The 17,681-nt window shown below is 57.7% G+C and carries 13 protein-coding genes and 1 pseudogene; 2 read left to right on the top strand and 12 right to left on the bottom strand.

The window, feature by feature from the left end; genetic code table 11:
- Positions 1-11 precede the first annotated feature (11 nt).
- The 7 genes from IPM61_03205 to uvrA form a co-directional block, all read right to left on the bottom strand.
- Complete coding sequence (locus IPM61_03205) at positions 12-503, bottom strand: hypothetical protein (GenBank protein ID MBK8910312.1); 492 nt, start codon at positions 501-503, stop codon at positions 12-14.
- A gap of 8 nt (positions 504-511) precedes the next feature.
- The gene (locus IPM61_03200; GenBank protein MBK8910311.1) at positions 512-1,153 is read right to left on the bottom strand and encodes a PorT family protein; all 642 of its coding nucleotides are present in this window, start codon (positions 1,151-1,153) and stop codon (positions 512-514) included.
- A gap of 34 nt (positions 1,154-1,187) precedes the next feature.
- On the bottom strand, positions 1,188-1,817 hold the full coding sequence (locus tag IPM61_03195) for a PorT family protein (GenBank protein ID MBK8910310.1): 630 nt from the start codon (positions 1,815-1,817) through the stop codon (positions 1,188-1,190).
- A gap of 185 nt (positions 1,818-2,002) precedes the next feature.
- Complete coding sequence (locus IPM61_03190) at positions 2,003-2,188, bottom strand: histone H1 (protein MBK8910309.1); 186 nt, start codon at positions 2,186-2,188, stop codon at positions 2,003-2,005.
- Positions 2,189-2,379: 191 nt separating this feature from the next.
- On the bottom strand, positions 2,380-2,856 hold the full coding sequence (locus IPM61_03185) for a hypothetical protein (protein ID MBK8910308.1): 477 nt from the start codon (positions 2,854-2,856) through the stop codon (positions 2,380-2,382).
- The gene (locus IPM61_03180; protein MBK8910307.1) at positions 2,849-4,204 is read right to left on the bottom strand and encodes a DUF3696 domain-containing protein; all 1,356 of its coding nucleotides are present in this window, start codon (positions 4,202-4,204) and stop codon (positions 2,849-2,851) included. Before IPM61_03180 ends, IPM61_03185 begins: the two co-directional genes overlap by 8 nt.
- 91 nt (positions 4,205-4,295) lie before the next feature.
- Positions 4,296-7,265, bottom strand: a complete 2,970-nt coding sequence (gene uvrA / locus IPM61_03175; protein ID MBK8910306.1) for an excinuclease ABC subunit UvrA — start codon at positions 7,263-7,265, stop codon at positions 4,296-4,298.
- A gap of 297 nt (positions 7,266-7,562) precedes the next feature.
- On the opposite strand from uvrA, the gene IPM61_03170 reads away from it, so the two are divergent.
- Positions 7,563-8,276 carry a DUF4397 domain-containing protein gene (locus IPM61_03170; GenBank protein MBK8910305.1) on the top strand — a complete coding sequence of 238 codons (714 nt, stop codon included), beginning with the start codon at positions 7,563-7,565 and terminating at the stop codon, positions 8,274-8,276.
- 83 nt (positions 8,277-8,359) lie between these two features.
- On the opposite strand, the gene pgeF is transcribed toward IPM61_03170, so the two are convergent.
- The 5 genes from pgeF to IPM61_03145 form a co-directional block, all read right to left on the bottom strand.
- A complete protein-coding gene (gene pgeF, locus IPM61_03165; protein ID MBK8910304.1) occupies positions 8,360-9,088 on the bottom strand; it encodes a peptidoglycan editing factor PgeF in 729 nt (242 codons plus the stop codon).
- A 512-nt stretch (positions 9,089-9,600) separates the two neighbouring features.
- On the bottom strand, positions 9,601-11,619 hold the full coding sequence (locus IPM61_03160) for a ComEC family competence protein (GenBank protein MBK8910303.1): 2,019 nt from the start codon (positions 11,617-11,619) through the stop codon (positions 9,601-9,603).
- A 471-nt stretch (positions 11,620-12,090) separates the two neighbouring features.
- The gene (locus tag IPM61_03155) at positions 12,091-13,263 is read right to left on the bottom strand and encodes an acetyl-CoA C-acetyltransferase (GenBank protein MBK8910302.1); all 1,173 of its coding nucleotides are present in this window, start codon (positions 13,261-13,263) and stop codon (positions 12,091-12,093) included.
- A gap of 49 nt (positions 13,264-13,312) precedes the next feature.
- Positions 13,313-14,488 carry a glutamine-hydrolyzing carbamoyl-phosphate synthase small subunit gene (gene carA / locus IPM61_03150; GenBank protein MBK8910301.1) on the bottom strand — a complete coding sequence of 392 codons (1,176 nt, stop codon included), beginning with the start codon at positions 14,486-14,488 and terminating at the stop codon, positions 13,313-13,315.
- Positions 14,489-14,672: 184 nt separating this feature from the next.
- The gene (locus IPM61_03145; GenBank protein MBK8910300.1) at positions 14,673-15,827 is read right to left on the bottom strand and encodes a hypothetical protein; all 1,155 of its coding nucleotides are present in this window, start codon (positions 15,825-15,827) and stop codon (positions 14,673-14,675) included.
- Between the two features lie 196 nt (positions 15,828-16,023).
- Here IPM61_03145 and fumC point away from each other — a divergent pair.
- Positions 16,024-17,419: pseudogene (gene fumC, locus IPM61_03140) on the top strand (class II fumarate hydratase).
- The last annotated feature ends 262 nt before the right edge of the window (positions 17,420-17,681 follow it).

The raw sequence follows: 17,681 nt of genomic DNA, 5'->3' as shown, positions 1-17,681 counted from the left end.
AACTCCACAGGTTATCGTGGGGGAAGCGGTGGGTTCCAATCGGCGTTGCGAAGGCTATCGAACAGATGGTGCACGCCGTCGAAATCAAGCTGCAGGCTGTCAAGATTGGCATCCTCGCACAGCAGCAGGGCCGACTCGCGATCGGAGTACATGATGTGCGATTCGTTGGGGCGTTGGGGGTGGAACAGGATCAACGCAGTATCGCCCACCTTCCAGATGTCGGGGCCGGTGGTGGTCCGTGCCGTGCAACCTTTGCTGCCAGATTGGAACGCGATGATAAGCCGATCTACTGGCCGATCTGGCCGTTTGTATTCAGGGACCATCTCCCGGGTGACCCGTGTGATAATCCCTTTGGTTGGCTTCCACGCCTGCGAAAGTTTCGGGTAGGTGGCGTTGATCGCCAGCGACCACACCGTTAGGCCAATCAGCAGTGCGGCCCCGCCAATCCACCACCAGACCCGCCGATCTTTATCTATCCTTCCCGCTTCTGTTCCCTTGTTCATTCCGGTTATCACAGGTGAAAATAGACACCCACAACCCCTTTAATGGCTTGCGATTTCCAGGAATCTGCGTCGAAGAATGCTTGCTGTTGGCGGGCCTCGTCGGTGATTGCGTAGTTGTAGCGTAGGTCGCCGCGCAGGTGGATGGTTTTGCTGAGTTCCACATCAACTCCGCCCCCCAAGTCGAGCGAGATGGTGGCGGTTTCGAACGAGTTTTTCACATCCTGATCGGTTTGTTCCCCGCGATTGGCCGTGGCGGCCATCAGCGTGCCAAGCGTGGTCCCGCCATAAACGTACAACGTCGGGCTTCCCTGGTTCAGGTCCAGCCGAAGGTTGACGGGAATTTCTAAATAATCCAGCGTGTACTCGGTGATAACCGGCGCGCTGCTGGTGCTGGTGGTAAGCTCCAGCTTCCCGCCGCGTTGAACGTATTGGACCTCGGCACGGAAGGCCAGCGGATCTATTATGCCAACCTCGAATGCTGCGCCGGCTATCGGGCCGTAATGCCCGCTTGCGGTTCCGCCGCCGGTGGATTCCACCGTGGCGACGTTGACCCCGCCGTAGATTCCCAGAAGGAGCGATTGCGCCGTGGCGGCTGCGCCGATGCAGGCCAAGCCCACACAAACGGCGGCCAGTAAACGAAAAGTTTTCATGGTTGATGGTTGTTGTTAATGGTGGTGGTTTTCTTCACAAGCGAAACAGTATTCCGACTTCCGCCTTCAACCCGTTCAGCCTCATCTGGTTGAGTTGCAGCGGGGGGAAGTCGCTTTGGTTCAGCACGTTTGTCAGCCCAAGGTCGTAGCGAACATCGGCGGTAAGGGCAATCATCGGGTCCAGGTCAATCTCCGTTCCGCCGCCGAACTCAATTGCCCATTCGTTGTTTTTGAAATCATCGGTGGCCGAAAGCGTGGTGTCAATCCCCGCCACCGAGCCGCTGGCTTGCGCCGAAAACAGCACCCCAAGCGTTGGCCCGGCAACGGCGAAGACGCGCAGCCTTCCTTCGGTCAATCCAACTTTCAGCAGCAGGGGGAATTGGAGGTAGTCAAGCTGGTAGGTTCCGGCAACCCGTCCAATCCCCGTTGGCAAGGCGATGCGGGCACCCCGCTGCACAAACTGGACCTCGGCCTGCGCGCCCAACAACTCCGTAAACTGGAACCCAACGCCAGCACTTACCAGCACCCCGGTTCGCGCCGCAAGCGACAGCTCGGGGTCCACCGCAGCAGTGGTGGAGGCCACCCCTCCGCGAAACCCAATGGAAATCTGCTGGGCCGAAAGAACCGCCGGCAGCAGCAACAACAGCAAGAAGATAGGGCGCATAGATGAACGTATTGAGCGGTAGCAGAATGGTTCGGGAAGCCGCTTTGTCCCCCCCGAAACGGCGTGGTTTACCGGCTATTTCCTTCCCCCGTCGCTGGGCCATTGTCGCGGAAAGCAAAACGGGTATCAACCCTTCGGTGGCAACGCAAAGGATTCGATACCCGTTTGGATACAACGGTAGATGATTATTCGCCGGCGTCCTCGCTCTTTTTGGCTTGGACCTCGTTGCGAATCTCCTGCGCAAACTGGCGCAGTGTCTGCATGTGCTTGCGAACACGCACCCCTGCGGTTTTGTTCTCCTTGACGTAGAACTTCTCGAAGTCCTTCTCGAACGATGCGACAAGTTCCTTCAGCTGATTGAAGCGATCCATCGGTTGACTCCTCCAGAAAGTGGATTAGGGACTATGAGTGCAAGAGCAGGCAGCGCCCTGCTGCAAGACCTTGCTGTGATAGGAATCGTTGATTTCTTGCGGAAAAGGCAGCCTCAATATACAAAAGCGTGGGAAGTGCAAGCGAAGTTTTTTCTTTTGCAGAAAAGAAGGGATTTGTGGGATGAAAAAGGTCAGGGGCATAGTTGATGGACTTGTACACCATGGCTACCCAGCGTGTCAATAGCGTTTCCCCAATCGGAATCAACAGCGTTTACGATTGGAGGGTGCCCGGGATGGGCAAGTGCGACGGCCACGAATTTGCGATCTGAGCGGTCAAAGCTGATAAGATTAGGGTCATCGGGGAATTCTTTGTACTCCCGATCAGGATGGTGGGTAATCTGCACTTGGGTGCAGCGATTTGAGTTCGCTCGGTTTTGCAGCACCCATTTCAAAAATGCATCCCCAACCCCTCCCTGCCCAGTTGACTTCGCATTATTTATGTATTCTTTGATAATTGCGTAGTCAGCATCAACTACTAAATGACCATTATTTTTCAATGAAATAAGGAATGCAATAGCTGCTTGAATGCAAGACGGAGCTGCATGGCTATCCGGCAGATTGTTGGCAACTACCAGGACGTTTGTGTCAACAATCCAATGATTATGCATTATTGCTTTTTAGCTTGCGATTGATAGCCGCATCAGTCATTGCTGCAAGGTCTTTCATTGAATCACCAAAGAAATTTTCCGGCCAGTTTTTGATTTCTCCAAAAATATCTAAATCCAATAGCGAAAGCGTTGAAGAGCCTCCCACATTTTCAGCAAAAAATAATTTAACATCATTGCTATCAATCAATTCTTCTGCAATACGCCGTTGAAGCCTTACCAGAAGGTGCTCGCTATGGCTTTCCAGAATGATTTGAACGCCTCGTGTTTTAATTGCATCAATAAAAACATCTGCTAATCCCGCTTGAATTGATGGATGGAGATGAATTTCAGGTTGTTCTAAAATTATAGTAGAGCCTTCGGGTGCATAAAAACAGAGGACAATCACCGGAAGCACTTGCGAAACGCCAAAGCCGACATCGGTAATTAAAACTTCGTGGGAGTCTGGATGCGTTTTAACACGTACTTCATATTCTTTTCTATTCGGTGCTATTGAGGTGAGCCTGAAGCCATGAATAATTCCCAGTTTTTTTAGCCACTCGGCAACATACTCTTCTAACGTCTTACGCCGTTTACGTTTCTCTTTCTGGGGTTGAATGGCTTTGCCTTGCTGCCGCGATGCAAGCAACGCCGAGATGGCAAGCTCACCACGGCTGCCAACTCCCGTGGGTCGCTCTCCTGCCCATAGATATGATCGGCTTGGATATTCACGCAATGGGCCAAGATAGTAGATGCTGCTCATCAGTTGCTCAAATGCTAAAACTAAATTTGGTAAAAAACCAACGTTTTGATAATAAGCAACAACCTGGTCGGGAAAACCATACGATTTCACCGGTTCCGGTAAAGGCCATTTCCGACCTTGCTGGCGTATTGCCTTAAATTTTTCATGCGTCAGCTTGTATTTCCCATCTTTTTGCCGCTCCATGCCAAAACTCATACCATCAAACCGATAATTGAATTTTTTTACATAAATACCATTCCCATTGCCTTCTATTGAAGCACCAAATGTGATTTTATCAAATGCACGCTCAGTATTCGATGCATCTAATAAGGGGATTGTCATTGGCTTCATAGTATTCCATCCAATGGAAAAATCAATAACCCCTGGCTCTTTATGAGCATAGATAATATCATAAAAAGTACCCAAGTCCACGAGCGTGCTATCATTGCCAGTGTGCAGAACCCGTGATCTATCAGGCGTTTCGGCTGTTTGCTTCATCATCAACAGAAATTGCAGCAAACTTGTTTTCCCGGAGGAGTTAGCCCCAAAAATTCCAGTGAGTTTCCCTAATGGAATATGGCCCGTCTGCTTCCATGATTTGAAATTCTGGATGTTGAGCGCGGTTATCATGATTTTGGAGATAGTACAATGATCGTTTATAGCCTTGCCTAAAATAGAGGTTATTCATAACAACAGCATCATATCCAATAGCTGCGAGCACTCACCCCTTTCTCCGCCGCTCAATCTCCATTTCTAACTCCAAGTAGCGCCCGGTGTAGCTTTCTTCAATTTCCATCACTTGTTCCGGGGTTCCTTCGGCAATGATGCGCCCGCCATGTTTTCCCCCTTCGGGACCAACATCAATAATCCAATCGGCAGATTTTATCACGTCTAGGTTGTGCTCAATCACCACCACCGTGTTCCCTTTGTCCACCAGCGATTGGACCACTTTCAGCAGCATCCGCACATCCTCGAAATGCAGCCCCGTGGTGGGTTCGTCCAGCAGGTACATCGTGCGCCCGGTGCTGACTTTGGAAAGCTCCGTTGCCAACTTCACCCGCTGCGCCTCGCCGCCGCTGAGCGTGGTGGCCTGCTGCCCAAGCCGCAGATACCCAAGCCCAACATCGTTCAACGTTTTCAGCTTCCGGCTGATGCGGGGGATGTCCTCGAAAAAACTTGCCGATTCGGCCACCGTCATCTCCAACACCTCGCTGATGTTCCGCCCTTTGTAGCGGACCTCCAACGTTTCGCGGTTGTAGCGTTTCCCGTTGCAGGCCTCGCAGGTGACGTACACGTCGGGAAGGAAATTCATCTCGATCTTCTTCAATCCATCCCCCTCGCATTCCTCGCACCGCCCGCCCGCCACGTTGAAGCTGAACCGCCCCGCGCTGTAGCCGCGGATCTTCGACTCCGGCAACTGCGTGAACAGGTCGCGGATGAAGGTGAAAACCCCGGTGTAGGTTGCCGGGTTCGAGCGCGGGGTCCGGCCAATCGGCGATTGGTCAATATCAATCACTTTGTCAATCAGCTCCAACCCCTCAATCCGCTTGTGCGGAAGCGTGGGAAGGTGGCTTTGGTAGAAGTGATGCGAAAGAATTGGATAGAGCGTCTCGTTAATCAGCGATGACTTCCCCGACCCCGACAGCCCCGTCACGCAGACGAACGTCCCCAACGGAAGCTCCAGCGTCACGTTCTTCAGGTTGTGCCCGCGCGCCCCCTCCAGCCGGATATACTTGCCGTTGCCGGCGCGGCGTTTGGTTGGCGTTTCAATCACCCGCTGGCCCGTTAGATATTGGAAGGTGAGGCTGCGGCTAAGGTCGCCCTCAATCTTCAGCGCCCGCCCGTTTTGGTGGCCGGCATCAAGGGTAAGGAAGGCTTCGGGGAGCGAGGCTCCAACAAGTTCGCCGCCAAGCTCGCCGGCGCCGGGGCCAAGGTCAATCACGTAGTCGGCGCTTTCAATCATTTCGCGGTCGTGCTCCACCACCACCACGGTGTTCCCCAAGTCGCGAAGGCGTTTCAGCGAGCCGATCAGCTTCACGTTGTCGTGCTGGTGAAGCCCGATTGATGGCTCGTCCAAAACGTACAGGACCCCGCTCAGCTGGGACCCGATTTGGGTTGCCAGCCGGATCCGTTGCGCCTCGCCTCCGCTAAGGGTTCGTGCGGTTCGGTTCAGCGTCAGGTAGTGGAGGCCAACTTCCAGCAGGAACTCCATCCGCTCCACGATTTCTTTGATAATCAGGTGGCCGATTTCATGCTGGCGTTTGTTCAGTTTCAGCTTCTGCAACGCGGCAACGGCTTCGTTGATGGGAAGGCTTACAAGGTCGTTGATGTTCCGTTGGTCAATCCGCACCGCAAGGCTTTCCGGCTTCAGCCGCCCGCCGCTGCATTGCGGGCACTCCACCGATTTCATAAACGAATCCAACCACCCCCGAATGCTGGCCGATGAAGTGTTCTGGTAGTGATGCTCCAAGTTGTGGATCACCCCCTCGAACCGGTGGTTGTAGGTGACGGTCCTGCCGTTGGAGTAGGTGTAGGGGATGGTGAACTTCTGCTTCCCTCCCCCAAACATCATCGCCTGGAAAGCCTCCTTGCTGTACTTGTTCAGCGGAGTGTGAACGTCGTGGCCAAAATGCTCGATCACGGCGGTGACTTGGGCCCACTGCCACGTTTTTCGCGGCTTCCCAAGCGGGCGCACCCCTTCTTCATGGAGCGACAAATTCATGTCCGGGATGATAAGGTCCATGGCGAATGTGGTGGACTCGCCAAGCCCTTCGCACTTCGGACAGGAGCCGTAGGGTGAGTTGAAGCTGAAGGAGTTCGGCTCCGGTTCCTCGTAGCTGATGCCGCAGTCGGGGCAGGCAAGTTTTTCGGAGAAGAGGGCATCCCCCTTTGGGTCATCCCACCGGACGACGATCATGTTTCCTTCGCCGAACTTCAGCGCGGTTTCCACCGAACTGAACAGCCGCGACCGCGACGAATCCTCCACCAGCAAGCGGTCCACCACAATCTCCACGTTGTGAATTTTGTAGCGATCCAGCTTCATCCCTTGCTCAATCTCGCGGATTTCGCCATCGGTCCGCACCCGCGTGAATCCATCTTTCTGAATCTTCTCGAACAGTTCCTGATAATGCCCTTTCCGCCCGCGAACCACCGGGGCAAGCAGTGCAATCCGTTGGCCGCTGTAGTTCTGGAGGATCGCCTCCAGAACTTGGTCGGGGGTTTGTTTCACCACCGGGTTGCCGCAGTTGACGCAATGCTGGACCCCCACCCGTGCAAACAGCAACCGCAGGAAATCATAAATCTCGGTGACGGTCCCAACAGTGGAGCGGGGGTTGCCGGAAACGGTTTTTTGTTCGATGGAGATTGCCGGGGAAAGGCCTTCAATCAGGTCAACATCGGGGCGTTCCATCAGGCCAAGAAACTGGCGGGCGTAGGGGGAAAGGCTTTCCACGTAGCGGCGTTGCCCTTCGGCGTAAATCGTGTCGAACGCCAGCGATGATTTGCCCGAACCGGAAAGCCCGGTGATCACCGTCAGCGATTCGCGCGGGATTTCCACATCCACCCCTTTCAGGTTATGCTCGCGCGCGCCACGAACGATGATCCCGTCGAAGGCTTCATCGGGGATTCCATCGAAGGCTTTCTCCGGCGCGCCGCTGCCAACCAATCTGGCAATGGGGGGAAGCAGGGTCATCTTGTCGGTCAACTTGCTTGTTTTTGGGCGGGTGGATTGCTTGGAAACTGGCATGGTGTTCAAACAGAGAAATACGGAGAAGAGTGGGCACTTGGGCCGCAAGCCCACGTTGCAACCAACCAAATTACTTCGGCAAGAAAGGGGTAGGCAAGCGGCAAGCGGGGGAATAATCACTTGTCACGGTTTCCGGCTAACGTCGCGGGGGCGCGGGGCGTTTGTATATTTGGCCGCCCGCCGCTGGCAGCGTTGGGCGTATCCATACCAAGCATCTGTTCCTTCCACCTATTGACCATGACCATGAAGAAGATGTTCTCCGCCATGATCCGCGCCACGTTCCCGATTCTGGGGGCCGCACTTTTTTCGTTGGGGATTGCTGGTTGCAGCGATGACCCAGCCGAGCCAACGCCCACCGGGAACTCCACCATCACCGTTTTCCACGCCAACCCGGGGTTCAACCAAAATGTGGTGGTGAAGCGGGAATCGCAGACGCTGGTGACGGACCTGCCGTACGGCCAGCCAGGTGCCAAGATCATCATCCCGAACGGCAACAACACGCTGAAAGTGTTCGGCACCGACGGGACCGAGCTTGCATCGGCGCAGCTGCAGGCCGATTCCGCAAAATCGGCATGGACGGTGTTCTCCGGCTCGTCGAACAAGCGGGAGATGTTCAGCGTCATCACCAAAAAGAACGCCATCAGCAGTGGCAACGCTGCGGTTCGGGTGATTCAGGCTTCGGAGTCGGCACCCTCGATCAAGGTGCTGGTGAATGAGAAAAACGGGCTTGCGCTGACAAGCGGGGCAATCCCCTACAAAAGCGGAAGCGACTTCATCAACGTGCCGGTTGCCACAACCCAAAAGCTGATTATCACCAACAGCAGCAGCAACGATTCACTGCTGGCAATCCCCGTGACGCTGGTGGCGGGGAAGCAATACACGGCGGTGGTCTACGGGTCCACCAGTGGCGTTGGCCAGTACGCCCTGAACGGCGCGATTGTGGAAGACGCGCAGTAAAAAAAACTGCCAAGCAAAGCGGTAAGGAAAACGCCTGCTGGAGCAATCCGGCAGGCGTTTTTTTTGTTCCCTTAGCTCACCCTTCATCCCAGCATTCCAATCAGCCCAAACATCCGTCCGCTGGTGGAACCGTCGCGGCGGTAGCTGTGGAAATTGGGGTCGCAGATGGTGCAGCGTGGGTCAAGCTCAATCTGCTGCTGGGGGATGCCGGCGGCCAGCAGCTGCGCCAGCACAACCCCTTTGTTGTCGAACAGAAATTTCCCTTCCCCAAGCGGGCGACTGTGGTGTTCGGGGAACTGCTGGGCAACGTCGGTGCCAACTTCGTAGCAGCATTGGCTTGCCGCCGGACCGATGTACGCCAGCAATTCTTCCGGCTCAACTCCATATTCCTGAACCAGTTGGGCGATGGTTGTTCCCGCAATGTTTTGCTGGCTTCCGCGCCAGCCGGAGTGGACCGCAGCGGCCACCTTCCGCCGCCCCGCAAACAGCAGGACCGGGATGCAATCGGCGACGCTGACGGCAAGCAGCCAGCCAGGCTCGGTGGTAATCAGCGCGTCGCTTTCGGCGGGTGAGTAGCCGTTGCCAACAACGCGGCAGGTGCTGCCGTGGACCTGCCGTTGCGTTGCCATCTGCACAAATCCCAACGCCGCCGCCGCGCGCTCCCGATTGCGCCGCACGCGCCCTTCTTCATCCCCCACCGTCAGCGACATGTTATTCCCGAACGGGTCCTTGGCCGTAACGCTCCGCAGCGTCACCCCGGCGCGAACGCCCGGGTGCGGTTTGAAGATGCGCGGCTGATAGAGAAGAGGCATAGAAATCAGTGGTTGATATGGGAATCACCCCGACGAAGTCGGGGGTAGCCACAGGTCTTTAGCCTGTGCTTACAGAAGTCGAGGGAACCCACGAGCAGTGCTCCTTCCCTCAAAAAATCAAGATCAGAGCCTTCGGTGGCCAACGGAAAACCGCTGCGATTTCCATCGTTCCCCCGAACCCACCCCGCCCTGTCGGGCACCCCTCCGTCGGAGGGGAATGCTTCGGGAATTTTTCGGAAGAATTGCAAGGGCTGCGTGATCTTCGATCCTCGGTCGCTGGGCAGGCTAAAGACCTGCCGCTACCCCGACTTCGTCGGGAGAGCCACCAATGGGGGTAGCCGCGCCGACCTTCGTCGGGATTGATAAAAGGTCTTTAGCCTTCGGCGTCATCTTCGGTTTTTCTGCGTTGGCCTTGCGCGTTGCTCCCCCGAACCCACCCCGCCCTGTCGGGCACCCCTCCGTTGGAGGGGAATGCTTCGGGAGGATTTGGAGAAGCTCTACTTCTTGCGTTCCTACTCTCCTCCAATCTTCCATCCATTGCCATCATACTCCATCACGATTGCGGAATCGAGCATAAGGCCGGAAGGGACTTGCAAGAAGTTGGAGTTGAACGCGTGGATAATGCCCGGCGCACGCCGTGCGGTTCGGCTGATGATAATCGGCAGCTCGGCCACGGCGAACTCCGGCCCCCGTTCGTTGATGCAAAGCGCGGCGCGGCGTGTGTCCGCCAGCGCGGAATCGAGCACCACGCCGATCAAGGTGGTTGCGCCAATCCGCCGCCGCAATCCTTCGCCAGCAAACCGGAACAGCGATGAGTCGGCAGCGTCGCGGCCAAAGCCATACACCCGTACGGTGTCGTCGGCAGCGGTTGCCACGGCGATCCCTTCGCGGGATGGAAGCAGAAACGCCAGCCGGTCGGCTTGAAGCGGGTCCAGCAATCGCTCGGCAAGAACCACACACCAAACCCCCGCCAGCAACACGCCGGTCCTGAGCAGATACTGGCGAGCGGTTTGCCCAAACGCAAGGAACAGCACCAACGCCGCCAACACAAACATGGAAACCACGCCGATTGGGGGGAACTCAATCCCCGCAAAACTTGGCGAGGCAAACCACCGGACAACCCACTCGGCAGCGGCGGTTGTTAGGAACGCCGCCGCGCCATACCAGTTGGCAACAGCATCCATCCCCACCAGCTGGAACACCGTCCCGACCAATCCCACGGCCATCCCGATGCTGGTAAGCGGGACCACCACCAAGTTGGCAAGCAATCCCACAAGGGAGACGTATCCAAAATGATGGAGGACAATGGGAAGGGTGAAGGCTTGCGCGGCAAAGGAGACGATCATCATGGCGGCAATGCCACGGAACAGCCGGTTGTTTTCTATCCAGCCACGCCCGGCCACCAGCCATTGGCGCAGCGGGCCGTACAGCATCAGTATCCCCGCAACCGAGGCCACCGAAAGCTGAAAGCCGATATCGAACAGATAGCTTGGCGAAAGAAGAAGGATGATAAGAATGGCAAGCCCCAACGTGTTCAGCGGGCGGGAGACGCGCCCAAGCGAACGCGCGGCCATGAACGCCACCGCCATCAGCGCGGCCCGAAGGATGGAGGGCGTGCCGCCGGTCAGCAGGGTGTAGTAGCCGATTGCCACGGCGTACGCCGCCACCTGCCAGCCACGGTGCGGAATCCAGGAGACCAGGACGAACAGCCCCAGCGCGACCACCGCAACGTGCAATCCGCTTACCGCCAGAACGTGCGTTGTTCCGGTTCGCATGAATGCTTGGCGGGTGGGGGCATCAATAAACTCACGCTCGCCAATCAGCAACGCCCGGATAATCCCCCCTTCCTCCCCGCCAACGTGAAGCTCCGAAAATTCCCGTGCGGCCCGCTGCACGGGGGCCACAGCGTTGCGTTCAATCCATCCAATATCCCCTTCGCGGAAAACCCATAACGAGGCGGCGTTGGCAGGGGTGAACGTTAGGCCAATCCCACGCGAGCGAAGGTAGCTGGCGTAATCGAACCCGCCCGGAGTTGTTGGACCGGAAGGGGCCGCCGCCGTTCCGGTGACGGAGATGTGATCGCCCAGGGTCGGAAGGTGGGCAAGGCCGGCAATGGTGGTGTCGTACAACCGGACCAGCACGTGGCAATCGGGTGAGACCGAGGCGTTGTGGAACAGAAGGGAATCGCACGCCACAACCATCTCAACCCGGTTCTGGCGGATGATTGGCTCCTGCACAACGCGCCCAATCAACTCTGCTTTGGTGATCTTCATCCCTTCCGGGAATTCCGTTTGCTGGTCACGGTTCAACGCCATCAGCAGCATTCCGGAAAGGAAGACTACCCCCAGCGCGGCAATCCCCGCAGCGGGCGCGCCCCGCCGAAGAAGCAACGCCAACAGAAACGCAACGCTGGCAAGCAGGCTGAAAACGAAGGAGAGGGGAGGGGCAACGGCGTGGGCAACGGCAATGCCGGAAGCAAGGGGGATTGCCAACTTCAACGCGGGATAATATTTCCAGCCACGGTCGCGCATAAAGGATTGGAAGAGACGGAGAATCTGCCGCGAAGATGGAGAAACTTCCCATGCATTGCAACGTGCCGCAGCAGTTGAATTGGAGATACCGCTCGACGGAGTGGCCGTCCCGACCTTCGTCGGGATTGATAAAAGGTCTTTAGCCTTCGGCTGCGTCGGGGTAGCCGAAGGTCTTTAGCCTTCGGCGTTATCTGACAGGGCCCCGCTAAAGATCGGGGCCGCTACCGATTGAATCGGAGCTGCTACGGCAGGCTAAAGACCTGCCGCTACCGATTGAATCGGAGCTACTACGGCAGGCTAAAGACCTGCCGCTACCGATTGAATCGGAGCTGCTACGGCAGGCTAAAGACCTGCCGCTACCGATTGAATCGGAGCTGCTACGGCAGGCTAAAGACCTGCCGCTACCGCGCAAAAAAAGGCCACCACAAAACCCTGTGGTGGCCTTTTGAATTGCTGTGGCTGTTGCGCCGATTACACCATCTCAACAATCACCGCCGTTGCCTCGCCACCGCCGATGCAGATTCCGGCAAGACCCCGTTTCAATCCACGGCTTTTCAGGGCGTAGAGAAGCGTGGTAAGGATTCGCGCGCCGGAAGCTCCAATCGGGTGGCCCAGCGCCACCGCGCCGCCGTTGACGTTCAGCTTCTCGTGCGGCAATCCAAGCTCATTCTTGGCCGCCAGCGCGGTGACGGCGAACGCCTCGTTGATCTCGAACAGGTCAATATCATCCACCGTCAGCCCGGCTTTCTCAAGCACGCGGCGGATTGCCGTCACCGGCGCGGTGTTGAACTCCATCGGTGCTTGTGCGTGCTGCGCTTGGGCAACGATTCGCGCAATCGGGTTCAGCCCGTTGGCGGCGGCGTAGGCTTCGCTGGCAAGCACCAACGCGGCCGCGCCGTCGTTGATGGTGCTGGCGTTGGCGGCGGTGACGCTGCCATCTTTGGTGAAGACCGGCTTCAGCGTTGGGATCTTATCGAAGTTGGTTTTGAACGGGTCCTCGTCGGTATCCACCACCGTTTCCCCTTTCCGGTCCTTGATCGTCACCGGGGCGATCTCTTCTTTGAATCGGCCTTCGGTGACCGATGCCTGGGCGCGGCGGTAGCTTTCGATTGCGAACGCATCTTGGTCGTTGCGGACGATGTTGCAGGCCACGGCGCAAGCATCGGCAGCAACGCCCATCGCCACGTTGTCGTAGGCATCGGTAAGGCCGTCGTATTGCATCGAGTCAATGATCTTTCCGTCGCCGAACTTGTAGCCGTAGCGTCCGTTCGGAAGAAGGAAGGGGGCAAGCGACATGGATTCCTGCCCGCCGGCCACCACAAGGTTGGCATCGCCTGCGCGAATCACTTGGTCGGCAAGCATCACCGCTTTCATCCCGCTTCCGCAAACCTTCCCGATGGTCAGCGTTGGCACCGAGTTCGGGATGCCTGCGCCCAACGCCGCTTGGCGCGCCGGCGACTGGCCAACGCCAGCGGTCAGGACGTTCCCGATGATGACTTCTTCAACATTTTCCGGCGCGACCCCGGCCCGTTCCAGCGCAGCTTTGATTGCGGTTGCCCCAAGCTGCGGGGCAGGTATCGAGCTAAGCGATCCGCCGAACGACCCGATTGGCGTGCGTGCAGCGGAGAGAATTACGGTTGGCATACTTGAGTTGAGCTATCGGTTGTTGTTGGTAGTTAGCGTTGATAAATCCCTACGCCGCCATCACTTCGTTTGCCTGTGCTTTCTCCCGTTCCCGTTTCATCATCTCAACAAAATCGCGGAACAGGTAGTCGGCATCGTGCGGGCCGGGGCCGGCTTCGGGGTGATACTGGACGCAGAACAGCGGAAGCTCCGTGTGGCGGAATCCCTCCGACGTGTTGTCGTTAAGGTTGACGTGGGTAAGCTCAATCGGGAGGTGTTGCAGCGAGTCCAGATCAACCGCGAACCCGTGGTTCTGGCTGGTGATCTCGTTCAGCCCCGTCAGCAAGTTCTGCACCGGATGGTTGGCCCCGCGGTGGCCAAATTTCAGCTTGAAGGTCTTCCCCCCAAGCGCCAGCGCCAGCAGTTGGTGGCCCAGGCAGATTCCGAAGATCGGCTTCTTCCCAATCAGTTCTTTGATCGTTTCAATCGCGTATTTCACCGCGTCGGGGTCGCCGGGGCCGTTCGAGAGGAAGATGCCATCGGGGTTCATCGCCAAAACTTCGGCAGCGGTGGTGTTCGATGGGACCACCGTCAGCCGGCACCCAAACGCCGAAAGGCGCTCCAGGATGTTGTACTTCACCCCGTAATCCATCACCACCACATGGAATTCCTCGGCGGGCGATTCGCCATCGGCTCCGGGAAGCCGGTATCCGCTTGCATCCAGCGAACTCCAAACGTAGCTGGAATCGCAGGTGACGTTTTTTGTGAGGTCCAACCCAGCCATGCTGGGGAGTGCGCGGGCGCGTGCCACAAGGCTTGCGTCGTCAAGGTCGGTGGCGGAGATCACCCCGCGCATGGCCCCTTCCTCGCGAAGGATTCGGACAAGGCGGCGGGTGTCAAGCCCCTCAATCCCGATCACCCCATGCTGGCGAAGGTATTCATCAAGGTCCGCCTGGCTGCGCCAGTTGGAGCGGAGCCGCGCTGCCTCGCGGGTGACAAATCCGGCGGCCTGGACCGCACGCGATTCCACGTCGTGGCCGTTCACCCCAACGTTCCCCTGGTGGGGATAGGTCATCGTAACGATCTGGCCGTTGTAGCTGGGGTCGGTCAAAATCTCCTGGTATCCGGTGATCGAGGTGTTGAACACTACTTCCCCGCTTGCTTCGCGGTCAAGTGCGCCGAATGCGCGTCCGGTGAAGACAACACCGTTTTCCAGTGCGAGCTTGGCTTTTGGTCGGAAGGTCATCTGTGGGAACTGCCAGTTAGGAGGTTGCTGTATTGGACAAATTGAGCAAAGCTACAAAAGCAGAAACGGCGGGGGAACGCCGGAAACGTGACAGCCGGAAACGGTCAAGCCAGAAACAGAAAGAACGCCGGGAATCGGGGGGATTCCGGGCGTTCTTTTGGACAGACTTCAGCAGAGGAGGCCGCTACTCCACCCGAAACCTAATCAGCACAAACAGCCCTGCTCCTCCCAGCGTTACTGGTGCGTCGGGACCGGTTTCGCCGGCGTTTTGCCACGTTCCAATGGCGGGGTCATCGTGGTGGAGCACCGCAACAAGAAGCGTTCCGGAGGGGATGCTTTTCTCCACCGCCACCACCACATTTTCCGTTGCACCAATGCTCACCCGTGCGCGGCCAATGGAGCTTCCAAGAATCGGGTCGTCGTTCGCGTCGGCTTCGTGGATCACAATCCAACCAACCACGCCGCTTTCCACTTTATCAACCGTGATGGTCCCGTTGGTGATCTTCTTCGGGGTCATCAACACGTGCGGGGTGCTGGACCCCAACGCTTTGAACGAGGTGCGAACCGGATTGCTGTTCAGCGTCACCTGCTGATCCGCGCCGGGGAACTCGAACGTCCCCTCCACGCCGCGATCAATGTGCAGCACCCCCCACAGCGTTGCGTTCGGGCTAATGGCGTTGGCTGCCGCCGTGTCCAACGCCACGCTGACCGCGCCGTTCTCCCCGGCGTTGACGTGCGTTTTCCCCAGCAGCGTCCCCGGCGCGCCCGCGCCGTTGTCGGCATAAAGGGCAATCCAGCCATCTTCGGCAGCCGTCACCGTCAGCGAAACGCGGTTGTTGTTCAGGACCTGATCGCCCCCGCTTACCGCCGGGGTGGATTGAACGATCGTGAACGATGCCTGGACCATGGCGTTTGCATCATTGATCGCAATCTGGTCCGGGGACCCCGTGCCGGTGTACTCGAACGTCCCCGCCACGCCATCATCAACATGAAGCGTTGCCCACAGTTTCTCCCCATTGCTGACGTTTCCTTCCAGCGTCACCCGTGCGTTGGTGGTTGCGCCAATGGGGACCAGCAGCTTCCCAATCACCCCGTTTATCTGCGGCGCGCCGCTCCCGTTGTCGCGGCGGATCACCAGCCACGACTTGGCAACCGCCGTCACTTTGGGGATCACCAGTTGCCCGTTATCGGGGGTGAGCGTTGCGGGCAGGGTGATGCTGTTGGAAACCGCATCGGGATCGGTGGGGCCGGGGTCGCAGCCGGCGGCCAGTGCCAGCGCGGCAACCAGCAGGAACGAACCGAAACAGCGGAACAGAGGGGAATTGGCGCGAGTATTCATGGTTGGTTGTTAATTTCAAACGAGTGGTTGATTGCTTGACACACAGCATCGGCAGGGGTAACGTCCCCGCCGCGCCATTGGTTTGCACAGGCCGATAGAGAGTGGGGGGAAGATAGGGGGAAGGGAAGCATCAATCACCATTGCTTGACCAACACGTAACCGATAACCATTTCCCAATTTCCATTTCCCAACTTCCATGAACTACCGTATCGAACATGACACCATGGGGGAGGTCCGGGTCCCCGCCCAGCAGTATTGGGGCGCGCAAACTGAGCGTTCCCGCAATAATTTCAAAATCGGTCCCGAGGCCAGCATGCCCCGCGAGGTGATTTACGCCTTTGCCCACCTGAAGCGCGCCGCCGCCCAAGCCAACCACCAACTTGGGGTCCTATCTGCCGAAAAACGGGACCTGATTGCCGCCGTCTGCCAGGAGATTTTGGAGGGGAAGTTGGATGGCGAATTCCCCCTGGTGATTTGGCAAACCGGGTCCGGGACGCAAAGCAACATGAACGTGAACGAGGTGATTGCCAACCGCGCCCACGTCCTGAACGGAGGGAGCCTTTCCGACGACAAGAAAGTGCTGCACCCGAACGACGATGTCAACAAATCGCAATCCTCCAACGACACCTTCCCGACGGCCATGCACATTGCCGCCTACGCCCAGGTGGCAACCGTGACGATCCCAGGAATGGAGCTGCTTCGCGGAACGCTGGCCGCAAAAGCGGAGGAGTTCAGCAGCATCGTAAAAACCGGGCGGACCCATTTTATGGATGCCACGCCGCTGACGTTGGGCCAGGAGTTTGGCGGATACGTGCAGCAGCTGGATAACGGAATCCGCGCGCTCCGAAGCGCGTTGGAGATGGTGCGCGAGCTTGCGCTTGGCGGAACCGCCGTTGGCACAGGCCTGAACACACCCCCGGGATACGACACCCTTGTTGCCCAAAAAATCGCCGAATCCACCGGCCACCCGTTCGTCACCGCGCCGAATAAGTTCGAGGCACTTGCGGCGCACGATGCCATGGTGGAGCTTTCCGGCGCGCTGAAACGGTGCGCTGTTTCGCTGATGAAGATCGCCAACGACGTCCGAATGCTCAGCAGTGGCCCGCGGTGTGGCATTGGCGAAATCATCATTCCCGATAACGAGCCAGGTTCCTCCATCATGCCCGGGAAGGTGAACCCCACCCAGCCGGAAGCGATGACGATGGTTTGCGCGCAGGTGATGGGGAACGACGTTGCGGTTGCAATCGGCGGCGCAACCGGGCATTTCGAGCTGAACGTCTTCAAGCCGATGATTGCCGCCAACGTGCTGCAAAGCGCGCGGCTGATTGGCGATGCCTGCGTCAGCTTCAACAACAACTGCGCCACCGGTATCCAGCCAAACCTTCCGGTCCTGGAAGCAGCATCTGGAAAACTCCCTGATGCTGGTGACGGCCTTGAACACCCACATCGGCTACGAGAACGCCGCCAAGATTGCCAAGAAAGCCCACAAAGAAAACAAAACCTTGCGCGAAGCCGCCATCGAGCTTGGCCTGCTCACCAACGAACAATTCGACCAATGGGTGAAGCCGGAGGAAATGGTGGGGAGAAGGTAGGGGATGGAGTAGCGGTCCCGACTGTGTCGGGATCGCCACCGGAAGAGGTAGCCGAAGGTCTTTAGCCTTCGGTGTCTGGGCAGGCTAAAGACCTGCCGCTACCCCGCCTCCGTCGGGATGACCGCCGCACGGGTAGCCGAAGGTCTTTAGCCTTCGGTGTCTGGGCAGGCTAAAGACCTGCCGCTACCCCGCCTCCGTCGGGATTGCCACACATCGGCCACGCCGTGTCCTGTTTGGGCGGGGGGCGTGGTATCTTGCACCC

Source organism: Chlorobiota bacterium, from assembly GCA_016710285.1.
GTDB lineage: Bacteria > Bacteroidota > Ignavibacteria > OLB7 > OLB7 > OLB7.
Note: the sequence above shows the minus strand (reverse complement) of the source record. Positions and strands in the feature narration are given on the sequence as shown.